This window comes from Pseudomonas sp. THAF187a (genome assembly GCF_009363395.1).
Taxonomy (GTDB): domain Bacteria; phylum Pseudomonadota; class Gammaproteobacteria; order Pseudomonadales; family Pseudomonadaceae; genus Aquipseudomonas; species Aquipseudomonas khazarica.
On sequence record NZ_CP045349.1, the window covers coordinates 3,615,609 to 3,628,687 of the forward strand.

14 protein-coding genes are annotated in these 13,079 nt (G+C 66.4%); 7 read left to right on the top strand and 7 right to left on the bottom strand.

Annotation, left to right across the window (positions count from 1 at the left end; genetic code table 11):
* The first annotated feature begins 22 nt into the window (after nt 1-22).
* From FIV02_RS16760 to FIV02_RS16780, 5 genes are all read left to right on the top strand, one after another.
* Nucleotides 23-886 (top strand): MBL fold metallo-hydrolase, encoded by an 864-nt coding sequence (locus FIV02_RS16760; RefSeq protein ID WP_152489247.1) that lies wholly within the window; start codon nt 23-25, stop codon nt 884-886.
* On the top strand, nt 883-1,575 hold the full coding sequence (locus tag FIV02_RS16765) for an SDR family oxidoreductase (RefSeq protein WP_244976439.1): 693 nt from the start codon (nt 883-885) through the stop codon (nt 1,573-1,575). Before FIV02_RS16760 ends, FIV02_RS16765 begins: the two co-directional genes overlap by 4 nt.
* Nucleotides 1,576-1,905: 330 nt before the next feature.
* On the top strand, nt 1,906-2,451 hold the full coding sequence (locus tag FIV02_RS16770) for a chalcone isomerase family protein (RefSeq protein WP_134677438.1): 546 nt from the start codon (nt 1,906-1,908) through the stop codon (nt 2,449-2,451).
* A gap of 8 nt (nt 2,452-2,459) precedes the next feature.
* Nucleotides 2,460-2,993 (top strand): DUF3833 domain-containing protein, encoded by a 534-nt coding sequence (locus FIV02_RS16775; RefSeq protein ID WP_152489249.1) that lies wholly within the window; start codon nt 2,460-2,462, stop codon nt 2,991-2,993.
* A complete protein-coding gene (locus FIV02_RS16780; protein WP_152489250.1) occupies nt 2,990-3,697 on the top strand; it encodes an SDR family NAD(P)-dependent oxidoreductase in 708 nt (235 codons plus the stop codon). The genes FIV02_RS16775 and FIV02_RS16780 overlap by 4 nt, the downstream gene beginning before the upstream one ends.
* A 6-nt stretch (nt 3,698-3,703) precedes the next feature.
* Here the strand turns inward: FIV02_RS16780 and FIV02_RS16785 are convergent, their stop codons facing one another.
* Nucleotides 3,704-4,105, bottom strand: a complete 402-nt coding sequence (locus FIV02_RS16785; RefSeq protein WP_037057389.1) for a hypothetical protein — start codon at nt 4,103-4,105, stop codon at nt 3,704-3,706.
* A 117-nt stretch (nt 4,106-4,222) separates the two neighbouring features.
* On the opposite strand from FIV02_RS16785, the gene FIV02_RS16790 reads away from it, so the two are divergent.
* Nucleotides 4,223-4,900, top strand: coding sequence for a DUF4197 domain-containing protein (locus FIV02_RS16790; protein ID WP_037057390.1), 678 nt, complete (start codon nt 4,223-4,225; stop codon nt 4,898-4,900).
* 46 nt (nt 4,901-4,946) lie between these two features.
* On the opposite strand, the gene FIV02_RS16795 is transcribed toward FIV02_RS16790, so the two are convergent.
* Nucleotides 4,947-5,861, bottom strand: a complete 915-nt coding sequence (locus FIV02_RS16795) for a LysR family transcriptional regulator (RefSeq protein ID WP_152489251.1) — start codon at nt 5,859-5,861, stop codon at nt 4,947-4,949.
* Between the two features lie 66 nt (nt 5,862-5,927).
* Here FIV02_RS16795 and FIV02_RS16800 point away from each other — a divergent pair, with 66 nt between their 5' ends.
* Nucleotides 5,928-6,545 (top strand): LysE family translocator, encoded by a 618-nt coding sequence (locus tag FIV02_RS16800; RefSeq protein WP_152489252.1) that lies wholly within the window; start codon nt 5,928-5,930, stop codon nt 6,543-6,545.
* A 61-nt stretch (nt 6,546-6,606) separates the two neighbouring features.
* On the opposite strand, the gene acs is transcribed toward FIV02_RS16800, so the two are convergent.
* The 5 genes from acs to FIV02_RS16825 all read right to left on the bottom strand — a co-directional run bounded on the left by acs (nt 6,607) and on the right by FIV02_RS16825 (nt 12,991).
* Nucleotides 6,607-8,568, bottom strand: coding sequence for an acetate--CoA ligase (gene acs / locus FIV02_RS16805; RefSeq protein ID WP_047592968.1), 1,962 nt, complete (start codon nt 8,566-8,568; stop codon nt 6,607-6,609).
* A 316-nt stretch (nt 8,569-8,884) separates the two neighbouring features.
* Nucleotides 8,885-10,168: a C4-dicarboxylate TRAP transporter large permease protein DctM gene (dctM, locus tag FIV02_RS16810; RefSeq protein ID WP_152489253.1), complete on the bottom strand. Its 1,284-nt coding sequence runs from the start codon at nt 10,166-10,168 to the stop codon at nt 8,885-8,887.
* Complete coding sequence (locus FIV02_RS16815) at nt 10,168-10,794, bottom strand: TRAP transporter small permease (RefSeq protein ID WP_037057630.1); 627 nt, start codon at nt 10,792-10,794, stop codon at nt 10,168-10,170. Before FIV02_RS16815 ends, dctM begins: the two co-directional genes overlap by 1 nt.
* 156 nt (nt 10,795-10,950) lie before the next feature.
* Nucleotides 10,951-11,952: a DctP family TRAP transporter solute-binding subunit gene (locus tag FIV02_RS16820; protein ID WP_152489254.1), complete on the bottom strand. Its 1,002-nt coding sequence runs from the start codon at nt 11,950-11,952 to the stop codon at nt 10,951-10,953.
* 118 nt (nt 11,953-12,070) lie between these two features.
* Nucleotides 12,071-12,991 carry a LysR family transcriptional regulator gene (locus FIV02_RS16825; RefSeq protein ID WP_134677231.1) on the bottom strand — a complete coding sequence of 307 codons (921 nt, stop codon included), beginning with the start codon at nt 12,989-12,991 and terminating at the stop codon, nt 12,071-12,073.
* Between the last annotated feature and the right edge of the window lie 88 nt (nt 12,992-13,079).

Sequence of the window (13,079 nt, forward strand, 5' to 3'; positions counted from 1 at the left end):
CCTCACCTGCCTGGAGACCACCATGTCCCTCACTTCCCGTTTCTTCGCCGGCCTCGGCCTGCTCGCCGTGGCGGCTGGCGCCCTCGCCCAGCCACTGACCCTGGACATCTACAACCCGCGCGAAAATGCCGTGTTCCCGGTCAGTTCGACCCTGATCAGCGGTGAGAAGGACGCCATCCTGGTGGACGCGCAGTTCTCCAACACCGAGGCCCAGGCCCTGGTCGAACGCATCCGCGCCAGCGGCAAGCGCCTGACCACCATCTTCATCAGCCATGGCGATCCCGATTTCTACTTCGGCCTCGATACCCTGACCCGCGCCTACCCCGACGCCAAGGTACTGGCCACCCCGGCTACCGTCGCCTACATCGAGAAGACCCGCGCCCCCAAACTGGCCTACTGGGGCCCGATCCTGAAGGACAGCGCCCCGGCCCGCACCCAGGTGCCCGAGCCCCTGCAAGGCAATGCGCTGGAACTCGAAGGGCAGCGCATCGAAGTGGTCGGCCACGACCCACAGCACACCAGCCTGTGGATTCCCGCCATCAAGGCCGTGGTCGGCGGCGTGCTGACCAGCGCCAACATCCACCTCTGGGTGGCCGATGCGCAGAGCGCCGAAGCGCGCCAGCGCTGGCTGAAATCCCTGGATGAACTCGAAGCGCTGCAGCCGACCACCCTGGTGCCCGGTCACTACCTCGGCAAGCCGGCGATGGGCCTCGACGACCTGCGTTTCACCCGCGAATACCTGCTGACGCTGGAGCAGCAACTGCCCAAGGCCAAGAACAGCCAGGCGCTGATCGCCGCCATGCAGGCGCGTTATCCCCAGCTGCAGGATGACAGCAGCCTGGAGCTGAGCGCCAAGGTGCTCAAGGGCGAAATGCAGTGGCCATGAGTGGCCGCATCCTGATCTGTGGCGCCTCGCGCGGACTGGGCCTCGGCCTGGTCCGCGCGTTCGTCGAGGCGGGCTGGGAGGTGCTGGCGGTGGTGCGCGAGCTGCGCCCGGCCAGCCCGCTGGATGCCCTGCGCACCCGCCACCCACAGGCGCTGCAGGTGATCGCCTGCGACCTCGCTCGCCTCGACGCGGCCAGCACCATCGAAGCCGCCCTGCACGGCCGGCGCCTCGACTGCGCACTGTTCAATGCGGGGGTCTATGGCCCGGGCCACCAGGACCCGCGCCAGGCCCTGTTCGATGATGTCGGCCAACTGTTTCTGGCCAACGCGGTGGCCCCGATCCGCCTGGCCCAGTGCCTGGCCGAGCAGGTGGCCGACGGTGGCGTGATCGCCTTCATGAGCTCGCAGATGGCCAGCCTGACGCTGGCACGTGCCGCCGACATGCCGCTGTATGGCGCCAGCAAGGCCGCGCTGAACAGCCTGCTGCGCAGTTGGCAGGCGCAACTGCCACGCCTGCCCTGGAGCCTGCTGGCGCTGCACCCCGGCTGGGTGCGCACCGACATGGGCGGTGACGCCGCCCCACTGAGCGTGGAGCAGAGCGCCAGTGACCTGCGCCAGGTGATCCTCGATCAACTCGGGCGTCGCCAGTGCGCCTTCCTCGATCATCAGGGCCAGTCACTGCCCTGGTGACACCCCGCCACACGCCTGCCCGTGCCTCGCCCGAACGAGGCACAGGGTCTTCGACGCTCCCGTCCCGCCGCCCGCACAACCTCACTGCATTCGACGCAGCTATACAATTCTTTTACAAAACTAGATTTTGTACATATATTGGATAGCAACATGCCTCATGGACGCCGTACCGGGCGCCCGTGAACGCTCGAACTCGACACGCTGCGCAATCCGGCAACCCTCTTCTCCCCCCTTTCCTGGTTGCCGGATTTTTTTATTCATCGCCCGTTGCCGCCGGGCCACTCGCTGCACGGCTGGACGCGGCCACCGCCAGCCCAGGAGGAAGCGCCCATGGCGACCTCGCTTCGACCGCTGCCAGCAGCCCTCCTGGCGCTGCTCCTGCTGGCCTGCGTCACCGCGCCGGCCTGCGCCCAGGGCAGCTGGCGTGCCCAGGTGCCACAGGCGACCCTGATCGGCAGCGGCGACTTCAGCTGGTTCGGTTTCTCGGTATACAACGCCAAGCTGTGGAGCCCGGTGGCGCAGGTGGACTTCTCGCAGCCCTTTGCCCTGGAGCTGACCTACCGGCGCCGCATCAGCCGCGACACCCTGGTGGACACCAGCCTCGACGAAATCCGCCGCCTCAACGGCGAGCCGCTCGATCGCGAGCAGCAGGCAGACTGGGTCCGGCAGATGCAGCAGGCCTTCGTCGACGTCGAGGACGGCACGCGCATCACCGGCGTGTTCCTCCCCGGCCGGGGCTGTCGCTTCTACGTCAACGGCCAGTTGCAGCACGTCATCGAGGATGACGAGTTCGCCCGCGCCTTCTTCGCCATCTGGCTCGACCCGCAGACCCGCAGCCCGAAACTGCGTGCCGCGCTGCTCGGCCTCAACCGATGAGGAGTGCCATGAGAACGCCTGCCATCCTGCTCGCCTGCCTGCTGCTGGTCAGCTGCGGCCAGGTTCCCGTCGAGCGCTACGCCGACCAACGTCCCGTACTGGACCTGCCCACCTTCTTCAGCGGTCCGGTACAGGCCTGGGGCATGTTCCAGGATCGTTCCGGCGAAGTGATCAAGCGCTTCCACGTCGACATCGACAGTCGCCGCGACGGCGACAGGCTGATTCTCGACGAGCGCTTCCTGTACAGCGACGGCACGCGCCAGCGCCGGGTCTGGACCCTCACCCCGGACGGCACCGGGCGCTGGCTCGGCAGCGCCGACGACGTGGTCGGCCAGGCCGTCGGCGAAGTCGCCGGCAACGCCCTGCGCTGGCGCTATCACCTCAACCTGCCGGTGGATGGCAGCACCTACGTCGTCTACTTCGACGACTGGATGTACCTGATGGACGACGACACCCTGATCAACCGTTCCAGCATGAGCAAGTTCGGCATCGAGCTGGGCCAGGTCACGCTGTTCTTCCGCCGCGCGGCGGCCACACCATGAACACGCCACTGCTCGGCAGCCTGGGGACGCGCTACAAGGCGCTGGTCATAGGCGCCAGCAGCACCCTCGGCCAGGCCTTCTGCCAGCTGCTGCGCGCCGACGCCCACTGCGCCAGCGTGCGCGAGCTGAGCCGTGGCAGCTCACCGGCGCTGGACCTGGAAGCCCCGTCCAGCATCGCCGAGGCCGCCGCTGCGCTGGCCGATGAAGGGCCCTATCAGCTGATCGTGCATGCGGCCGGGCTCCTGCATCGCGCCGGCATCGCCCCGGAAAAGAGCCTGGCCGCCATCGAGGCCGAGGCGTTGCAGGCGGTGTTCCAGGTCAACGCCCTGGGGCCCGCGCTGGTGCTGCGGCACTTTCTGCCGCTGCTCGACGCGCAGGGCGCCATGGCCATGCTCTCGGCCAAGGTCGGCAGCATCGGCGACAACCGCCTGGGCGGCTGGTATGCCTACCGTTCGTCCAAGGCGGCGCTGAACATGCTGATCAAGACCGCGGCCATCGAACTGGCGCGCAGCAAACCCAGGGCGCGCCTGCTCAGCCTGCATCCCGGCACGGTGATCTCCCCTCTGTCGCAGCCCTTCCGTGGCGCGCTGGCGGCACGCCCGGCCGAGCAGGCCGCCAGGGAGCTGCTGCAGGTGATCGACAGCCTGGGAGCGGAGCACAGCGGCAGCTTCCATGCCTACGACGGTCAGCCGCTGCCCTGGTAGGGCAAACTACGAGCCACCGAACAGATCGAAGGAGTCGAGCAGGCGCCAGGCGATTTCCGGCGTCTTCTCCATGGCCCGGCGAATCGCGGCGGGGATGCTCTGCCGGGTCTTGCGGCACAGCCCCGGATGCGCCTCGAAGTGCATGTGGATGCCACGCATGCTGCGCACCTCGCCATGGCTGGGCTCGATCTGCAGGCGAATGCCCAGCTGTTCGTACATGCGCTGCTGCATGCGCTGCAGGTCCTCCAGACTCTGCAGGCTCTCCAGGCGCTCGAGCAGGCGCTGCTCCTCCTGCCGGGTCAGCAGCAGCACACGCGTATCGGCGCCCGGCAACGCCAGCAGCTCATCGCGCTGACAGTCACAGGCACCCGGCGGACAGGGGTTACGCAGAGGCAGGGGTGAATTCATGCCCCTGATCATAGCCATAGCCAGGCGCGCTGCCCATCCACGCCCATCGGCCGGCTTGCCAGCGTGGCAGACTTCGTTAAGCTCACAGCATTCCCCCTCGATGCAAGGATGAACACCATGTTGCGCTTCACCACGTTCGCCGCTGGCCTGCTGCTCTCGGCCAACGTCTTCGCCCTGTCCCTCTCCGACCTGAGCCAGCAGGACGCCAGCGGCGGCCTGAAGGACGCCCTGATCCAGGGCGCCCAGGTGGCGGTCAAGCAACTGGGCACGCCCGGTGGCTTCAGCAACAACCCCGACGTGCGTATCGAACTGCCGGGCAAGCTCGGCAAAGCCGCCAAGACCATGAAGATGATGGGCATGGGTGCCCAGGTCGAACAGCTGGAAAGCAGCATGAACAAGGCCGCCGAGGCGGCCGTACCGCAAGCCCAGGCGCTGCTGGTCGATGCCGTGAAGAAGATGACCGTGGCCGACGCCAAGGCGATCCTCAGCGGCCCGCAGGACTCGGCCACGCAGTACCTGAACAAGAGCAGCCGCGAGCAGATTCGCGCCAAGTTCCTTCCCATCGTCAAGCAGGCCACCGACCAGGTCGGCCTGGCCCAGCAGTACAACGCCTTTGCCGGCCAGGCCGCCAGCTTCGGCGTGGTCGACGCCAAGAGCAGCACGGTGGAAGGCTACGTCACCGAGCAGGCGCTCGATGGCCTGTTCGAGATGATCGCCAAGCAGGAAGCCAGCATCCGCGAAAACCCGGCCGCCGCCGCCACCAGCCTGGCGAAGAAGGTCTTCGGCGCACTCTGAGCCTAGCCAGCGCCTGCGACACCCCGCAACGGGACGTCGCAGGCCCTCAGCCCACGGCGCGCAGCCAGGCGAGCAGCTCGCTCGCCAGTGAATCCTCTGCCGGGGCGGCCGGCAGGTACAGGCAGTAGCGCGAGCCATCGCCGAAGAACCCCGACGGCGCCGCCAGAACGCCACTGCGAATGTCATCCTGCACCAGGTGCCAGGGGCCGATGGCGACCCCCAGCCCGGCGACCGCCGCCTGCAGGCTGAAGTAGAAGTGCTCGAACACCTGCCCGCCCTGCGCCTTGACGGACTGTCCGGCAGCCTGCGCCCAGGCACTCCAGGCCGTGGGCCGGGTGCGCGTATGCAGCAGCGGCGCCGACGGGCGCAACTGGCCCTCGGCGGTGAACCATTGCTCGACCTTGTCCGCGCGGCACACCGCCGCCACCTGCTCCTCGAACAGCGGTTCGCGGTGGTAGTGCGCCGGGCAGGGAAAATCGTCGCGGCGAATGGCCAGGTCGATCCCCTGCTCGAAGGAAAAACCACCGCCGCCCGCCACCAGATGCATGGGCAGCTGTGGATGGCGCGCCTGGAACTCGCTCCAGCGCGGGATCAGCCAGCGCATCAGCAGGGTCGGCTCGCAGGAGATCACCAGTTGGCGTCCGCGCCGGGCCCTGGCGCGCAGTTCAGCGACCGCCTGCGCCATCACCGCCAGCCCCTCCTCCACGGCCCGGGCCAGCTGCCGCCCCTCGTCGGTGAGAAACACACGCTGCCGACGCCGCTCGAACAGCGTCACCTCCAGCTCGGCCTCGAGCAGGCGCACCGCGCGGCTGATGGCGCCGGGGGTCACGTGCAACGCCTCGGCCGCACGGGCGAAGTGCTCCTCGCGCGCCGCTGCCGCAAAGCAGCGCAGGGCCGTCAGCGAGGGCAGGCGGGCGCCAGAAGATGACGACTCAAACTCACGATATGCATCAGAAATCATCGTTACAGGCCCATGCAGCAAACGAGGAAAATATAGGCGTTAACTAACCGAGAGACACCATACCTCATGAGCGAATGGATAGTTGTAATCACCATCACCCTACTCGCCTGCATCAGCCCCGGCCCGGACTTCGCGCTGGTCTGCCGGCAATCGCTGATGCTGTCCCGGCGCGCCGGCCTGTTCACCGCTGTCGGCATCGGCCTGGGCGTGCTCGTGCACGTGGCCTACACCCTGCTCGGCCTCGGCCTGCTGCTGCAGCAGTCCGCCTGGCTGTTCACCCTGTGCAAGTTCGCAGGCGCCGGCTACCTGCTCTACCTGGGGCTGCGCATGCTGCGTAGCCGCCCCGAGGAACAGCAGACGAACAGCCCGGCGCTGGCCGTCGACGCCTTCGCCGCCCTGCGCATGGGCTTCCTCGGCAATGCACTGAACCCCAAGACATCGCTGTTCATCGTCAGCCTGTTCATGGGCGTGGTCAGCCCGCAGACCTCGCTGGCCAGCCAGCTGGGTTATGGCGCATTCATCGCCATCGCCCATGTCGCCTGGTTCGCCCTGGTCGCCCTGGGCCTGTCGGCGCAGGCCGTGCGGCTGCGACTGCTGGCCATGCGGCAGCGCATCGAGCAACTGTTCGGCACCTTGCTGGTCGGCTTTGCCCTGTGGCTGGCCACGACCTCGCAACCACGCTGAGCGCCATGAAAAAGCCCCGCCGGGCTTGTGGCCGGGCGGGGCTTTCGTTTGCCGTTGCCGGTCAGGCGCAGGCGGCTTGCATCTGGCGATGCGTATCGATGAGGTGCTGCACCACGCCAGGATCGGCCAGCGTGGAGATGTCGCCGAGTGCAGCGTATTCGGCGGTAGCGATCTTGCGCAGGATACGGCGCATGATCTTGCCCGAGCGGGTCTTCGGCAGACCTGGCGCCCACTGGATGACATCCGGCGTGGCGATCGGGCCGATTTCCTTGCGCACCCAGTTCTTCAGTTCCTGACGCAGCTGCTCGGACGGTTCCTCGCCCGCGTTCAGGGTCACGTAGACGTAGATGCCCTGGCCCTTGATGTCGTGCGGTACGCCGACCACCGCGGCCTCGGCCACCTTGTTGTGGGCGACCATGGCGCTCTCGATCTCGGCGGTGCCCATGCGGTGGCCGGAGACGTTGAGCACGTCGTCGACACGCCCGGTGATCCACCAGTAGCCATCCTCGTCGCGACGGGCGCCGTCGCCGGTGAAGTACATGCCCTTGAAGGTCTTGAAGTAGGTGTCGACGAAACGGTCGTGGTCACCGAACAGGGTACGCGCCTGGCCCGGCCAGGAGTCGATGATCACCAGGTTGCCTTCGGCCGGCCCGTCGATGATGTTGCCCAGGTTGTCCACCAGCGCCGGCTGCACGCCGAAGAACGGACGCGCGGCGGAACCTGGCTTCATGGCGTGGGCACCCGGCAGCGGCGTCATCAGGCAGGCGCCGGTCTCGGTCTGCCACCAGGTGTCGACGATCGGGCAACGGCTCTGGCCGACGTTCTCGTAGTACCACTGCCAGGCTTCCGGGTTGATCGGCTCACCGACCGAACCGAGCAGGCGCAGGCTGGAACCGTCGGCGCCTTCCACGGCAGCCTTGCCCTCGGCCATCATGGCGCGGATGGCGGTCGGCGCGGTGTAGAGGATGTTGACCTTGTGCTTGTCGACGATCTTGGCGACACGGGTCACGTCCGGGTAGTTCGGGATGCCCTCGAACATCACGGTGGTGGCGCCATTGGCCAGCGGTCCGTAGACCAGGTAGCTGTGGCCGGTGACCCAGCCGATGTCGGCGGTGCACCAGAAGACCTCGCCCGGACGGTAGTCGAACACGCGTTCGTGGGTCAGCGAGGCGTACACCAAGTAGCCGCCGGTGGTGTGCAGCACGCCCTTGGGCTTGCCGGTGGAACCGGAGGTGTAGAGGATGAACAGCGCTTCCTCGGCGCCCATTTCCTTCGGCGCGCAGACGCTGCCGGCGACCTTCATCAGGTCTTCGTACCAGATGTCGCGGTGCTGGTTCCACTTGATGCTGCCGCCGGTGCGGTTGACCACGATGATCTTCTGCACGCTGTTGGTTTCCGGGTTGGTCAGCGCGTCATCGACGTTGGCCTTCAGCGGCACCTTCTTGCCACCGCGCACGCCCTCGTCGGCGGTGATCACCACCTTGGACTTGCAGTCGATGATGCGACCGGCCAGCGCCTCGGGCGAGAAGCCACCGAACACCACGGAGTGGATGGCACCGATACGGGCGCACGCCAGCATGGCCACCACGGCTTCCGGGATCATCGGCATGTAGATGGTCACCACGTCGCCGCGGTGGATGTCCTGGCCGCGCAGGGCGTTGGCCAGCTTGCACACCTGCTCGTGCAGCTCGCGGTAGGTGATTTCCTTGTGCTCGGACGGGTCGTCGCCTTCCCAGATGATCGCGATCTGGTCGCCGCGCTCTTCCAGGTGACGGTCGAGGCAGTTGTAGGACACGTTCAGGGTGCCATCGGCGTACCACTTGATATCGACATGGTGGTCGTCGAAAGAGGTCTGCTTGACCTTGGTGTAGGGCTTGATCCAGTCGATGCGCTGGCCCTGCTCGCGCCAGAAACCCTCGGGGTTGACCACCGACTGTTGGTACATGGCCTTGTAGGTGGCCTCGTCGGTCAGTGTCCGCGCGGCCACTTCGGGGCGCACAGGGTAAAGAGACGCAGCACTCATGGAATCACCTCGGTGGGTAGTTGTTTTTGTATGCTGCCTTTTGTATCTCCCGACCCTTCGTGAGGCCATTCGACCATGGTCTTACCGCTCTAAGACCATGGTCTCGAGGTCCTGCCCGGCAGGTGTCGAGCCCATGCGGCAGCGTCATGCACCGTTCGACACGACGCGCATCGACAGCGTTCCTCGCGTTTCGTCAGGCGCATGCCCCCCCGCGCCGGCGGGTCCACCGAGCGCTGCCCTTGCGCACGGCACGCCCGCCGAAAAAAAGCCCGGCACAGGGCCGGGCGCAGAGGTAGACGCGGTATCGTCGGTGGTCCTAGTTCATGCCCAGCCAGTTCGGCAGGGCCATGGACACGGCCGGGATGTAGGTGATCACCAGCAGGAAGCTGATCAGCATCATCAGCCACGGCAGCGCGGCGCGGATCACTGCGGTCAGCGGCATGCCGGTCACCGCCGAGGTGACGAACAGGTTCAGCCCCACCGGCGGGGTGATCAGGCCGATCTCCATGTTCACCACCATGATGATGCCCAGGTGGATCGGGTCGATGCCCAGCTGCACGGCGATCGGGAACAGGATCGGCGCGAGGATCAGGATGATCGCCGACGGCTCCATGAAGGCACCGGCGATCAGCAGCACGATGTTCACCACCAGCAGGAACTGCCACGGCTGCAGGCCCAGCTCCACCACCCAGGCGGTGATCTGCTGCGGGATCTGCTCGGTGGTCAGCACGTGGGCGAAGAGCATGGCGTTGGCGATGATGAACATCAGCATGATGGTCAGCTTGCCGGACTCCAGCAGCACCTTCGGGCACTCGCGCAGGGTCAGGTCCTTGTACACGAACAGGGCGACGAAGCCGGCGTACACGGCGGCCACGGCAGCGGCCTCGGTCGGGGTGAACATACCGGTGTAGATGCCGCCGAGGATGATCACCATCAGCAGCAGGCCCCAGAACGCCTCGCGCGCCGAGCGCAGCCATTCGCGCAAGCTGGCACGCGGCAGGGCCGGCAGCTTCTTGATCCGCGCCACCACGTAGATCGCGACCATCAGCACCAGGCCGAGCAGCACGCCCGGGATCACCCCGGCCATGAACAGCTTGCCCACCGACTGCTCGGTGGCGGCGGCGTACACCACCATGACGATCGACGGCGGAATCAGGATGCCCAGGGTCCCGGCGTTGCACACGATGCCGGCGCCGAAGGCCTGCGGGTAGCCGGAGCGGACCATGCCGGCGATGGCGATGGAGCCCACTGCCGCCACGGTGGCCGGCGACGAACCGGACAGCGCGGCGAACAGCATGCACGCCAGCACCGCGCCGATGGCCAGGCCGCCCCGGATGTGGCCGACGCAGGCGTTGGCGAAGTCGATCAGGCGGCGGGCCACGCCACCGGTGGTCATGAAGGCACCGGAGAGCAGGAAGAACGGAATCGCCAGCAGGGTGTAGTGCTCGGAGGTCTCGAACAGCTTGATCGCCAGCGAGCGCACCGAGTCGGGGCTGAACAGCATGATGGTGATCGAGCCGGCGAGGCCGAGCGAGGCGGCGATCGGCACGCCGATGAACATCAGCAGGAACAGCAGCAGGAAGAGGAACAGGACGGTCATTATTTGCTCTCCTCGTGCTCATTGACCTTCAGGGCGTCGGCGGCTTCGTCAGCCAGGCCGAGGCCGGTCTGCTGGTTGCGCAGGATGCGCACGAGAATTTCCAGGAAGCGGATGAACACCATGGCGTAGCCGAACGGCACGATCATGCCGATGTGCCATTGCTGGATGCCGTAGTGGCCGAGGTCTTCGGCGCCGATGCCGGCGCTGAACAGGGTGTGCACCCAGTCGAAGCTGCCGACCGCGATCAGGCCGGCGTAGCCCAGGCAGCACAGGCAGGCGATGACGCCGATGACGCGCTGGATGCCGCGTGGCGCGAGCTTGACCAGCGCATCCACGCCGATGTGGCCGGCGGTGCGCACGCCGTAGGCCAGGCCGAAGAAGATCAGCCAGCCGAACAGTGCCTTGGTCAGGGCGTTGCTCCAGGTCATGGCCTGGGCCATGTCGAGGATGGCGTCACCGATACCCAGCAGGGTTTCGTTGCCGCCGAAATGGTCACCCAGCCAGTAGAACAGGGTGTAGAAGTTGTTGAGGATCACGTAGACGAAGGTGATCAGGGTCATGGCAGCGAGAAGAAAGGCGATGAAGCCTTCCTCGAAGTGCTCCCAGGCGCGCCGCAAGGCGTTCATGGCATCTCCGCGAGGTTGTTGTGATTGTCAGGAGTCGGACGAATCTAACCGAGCCGGGCGCCCGCGGGATATTCGTCATTGGCAAACACCGCCTTAGGCGGTGCTGAATGGCGAACCACCCCGGGTGCGTGGGCCCGGGGTGGCTCTGGGGGGAAATTAATGGTTGGCGGCTTGCGCGGCCTCGATCACGTCCACACCGATGTCGGCTTCGAACTTCTTCCACGCCGGGCGCACGGCGTCACGCCACTGGGCACGCTGCTCGGGGGTCAGGGTGATGATCTCGCTCTTGCCGGTATCCAGGATGCCCTGGCGCGCCTTGGCATTGAGCGCCTCGGCCTGCTTGTTCACCTCGACGGTGACCTCGTCGACGATCGCCTCCAGCTCGCCGCGGATATCCGCCGGCAGACCGCTCCAGAACTTGGTGTTGGTGATCAGCACGTAGTTGCCGATCGCATGGTTGGACTCGGTCATGTACTTCTGCACCTCGAAGTATTTCTGCGAGTAGATGTTCGACCAGGGGTTGTCCTGGGCATTGACCACGCCGGTCTGCAGGCCCTGGTAGATCTCGGCGAAGGCCATCTTGCGCGGCACTGCGCGCAGGGCGCTGTACTGCGCCGCCTGCAGGTCGGACGGCTGCACGCGGAACTTCTGCCCACGGGCGTCAGCGGGCTCGACCAGCGGCTTGTTGGCGGTCAGCTGGCGCATGCCGTTGAGCCAGTAGGCGAGGCCGGTGATGCCCTTGTCTTCCATCGACTTGAGCAGCGCCTTGCCCTTGTCCGAAGCCTGGAAACGCTGCGCCGCTGCCACGTCATCGAACAGGAACATCAGATCGAACAGCTGCAGTTGCTTGGTGTACTGCTCCAGCTTGGACGGTGCCGGCGCCAGCATCTGCACTTCGTTGAGCAACAGGGCTTCCATCTCCTTGCCGTCGCCATAGAGCGAGGAGTTGGCGTAGACCTCGACCTTGACCTTGCCGGCCAGGCGCTCGTCCACCAGCTTCTTGAACAGCAGCGCGCCCTGCCCCTTCGGCGTGCTGTCGGCAGTGATGTGGGAGAACTTGATCAAGATCGGATCGGCAGCCTGGGCCGACAGTGCGCCAAGCAGGGCGCAGCCGGCGAGTACGCCAGCCAGGCCACGACGAACGAATGAAAACTTCATGGAAAGCTCCTGTTGTTTTTGTCTGAGCGTCGAGGGCGAAAACCCTTCGATTGGCCCGGACTCTACCCCGCCCTCCTCTGCGCTGAAATTCACATTTGAACAACCGAGCCTTCGGCATTCACGAAGGCAACGCGAGATCATCCCCTGCCGATCCACTGTTGCGCAGGTGGTCGAGCATCTGCTTCGCGGTCAGCGAAAGGTTGTCCTGATTGCGTACCGCCACCTTCAGCTCACGCCTGGCCCAGGGATCGTGCAGCGGGATCACCCGCACATCGAGCGCCGGCAGATAGGTGCGTACCGCCAGGTCCGGCAGGACGCCAACGCCCATGCCGGTGTGGATCATCCGGCAGATGGCCTCGAAGCTGCGCACCTGAATGCGCAGGCGCAATGCCATGCCCTGGTTGTGCGCCGAGTGCTGCAGCAGGCTGTGCAGCGAGGCGTCCTGCTGCAGGCCGATGAAGTCGTAGCCCACCGCTTCGCGCAGATGGATGCCGTCACGCCCGGCCAGCGGATGGTCGCGCGGGGTGACCAGCACCAGCTGGTCGTGGCGGTAGGTGAACACCTGCAGGTCATCGGCCGGTACATGCCCGGCGAAGATGCCGATGTCGGTGAGGCCCTCGCGCACCGCACGCAGGGTCTCGCTGCTGACCCGCTCCTCCAGGTCGATCTTCACCTGCGGGTGGCGGCGACTGAAGCTGGCCAGGTCCTCGGGCAGGAACTCGATCACCGCCGAGGTATTGGCATGGATGCGCACGTGGCCCTTCACCCCCTCGCTGAACTCGCTGAGGTCGGCGTTGAGCTGCTCGAGGTTGTCCATCATGTTGCGTGCGTGGTGCAGCAGGGCGTGGCCGGCCGGCGTCAGCTCGACGCCCTTGGGCTGGCGATAGAGCAGCGCGATGCCGAGCTGGCTCTCCAGGTCGCTGACGCGCTTGCTCACCGCCGCCAGCGCCAGGTGCTCGCGCTCGGCGGCGCGGGTCAGGCTGCGCTCGTCGGCGATGGCCACGAACAGCTTGAGGGTGACGAAATCGATACGCCGCATGAGGATTCTCCGTTTCGTGCCTGGCGAAGCAGCCAGGCCATATCGCCATGGCAAAGCCGGTTTACAGCATGACACTTCGTCAGCCGCG

What these genes read in the sequence shown, in the direction of transcription:
- FIV02_RS16760 (WP_152489247.1), top strand. Translation starts at nt 23, where the DNA reads ATGTCCCTCACTTCCCGTTTCTTCGCCGGCCTCGGCCTGCTCGCCGTG.
- acs (WP_047592968.1), bottom strand. Translation starts at nt 8,568, where the DNA reads ATGAGTGCTGCGTCTCTTTACCCTGTGCGCCCCGAAGTGGCCGCGCGG.
- FIV02_RS16785 (WP_037057389.1), bottom strand. Translation starts at nt 4,105, where the DNA reads ATGAATTCACCCCTGCCTCTGCGTAACCCCTGTCCGCCGGGTGCCTGT.
- dctM (WP_152489253.1), bottom strand. Translation starts at nt 10,168, where the DNA reads ATGACCGTCCTGTTCCTCTTCCTGCTGCTGTTCCTGCTGATGTTCATC.
- FIV02_RS16775 (WP_152489249.1), top strand. Translation starts at nt 2,460, where the DNA reads ATGAGAACGCCTGCCATCCTGCTCGCCTGCCTGCTGCTGGTCAGCTGC.
- FIV02_RS16770 (WP_134677438.1), top strand. Translation starts at nt 1,906, where the DNA reads ATGGCGACCTCGCTTCGACCGCTGCCAGCAGCCCTCCTGGCGCTGCTC.
- FIV02_RS16825 (WP_134677231.1), bottom strand. Translation starts at nt 12,991, where the DNA reads ATGCGGCGTATCGATTTCGTCACCCTCAAGCTGTTCGTGGCCATCGCC.
- FIV02_RS16815 (WP_037057630.1), bottom strand. Translation starts at nt 10,794, where the DNA reads ATGAACGCCTTGCGGCGCGCCTGGGAGCACTTCGAGGAAGGCTTCATC.
- FIV02_RS16790 (WP_037057390.1), top strand. Translation starts at nt 4,223, where the DNA reads ATGTTGCGCTTCACCACGTTCGCCGCTGGCCTGCTGCTCTCGGCCAAC.
- FIV02_RS16820 (WP_152489254.1), bottom strand. Translation starts at nt 11,952, where the DNA reads ATGAAGTTTTCATTCGTTCGTCGTGGCCTGGCTGGCGTACTCGCCGGC.
- FIV02_RS16780 (WP_152489250.1), top strand. Translation starts at nt 2,990, where the DNA reads ATGAACACGCCACTGCTCGGCAGCCTGGGGACGCGCTACAAGGCGCTG.
- FIV02_RS16795 (WP_152489251.1), bottom strand. Translation starts at nt 5,861, where the DNA reads ATGATTTCTGATGCATATCGTGAGTTTGAGTCGTCATCTTCTGGCGCC.
- FIV02_RS16765 (WP_244976439.1), top strand. Translation starts at nt 883, where the DNA reads ATGAGTGGCCGCATCCTGATCTGTGGCGCCTCGCGCGGACTGGGCCTC.
- FIV02_RS16800 (WP_152489252.1), top strand. Translation starts at nt 5,928, where the DNA reads ATGAGCGAATGGATAGTTGTAATCACCATCACCCTACTCGCCTGCATC.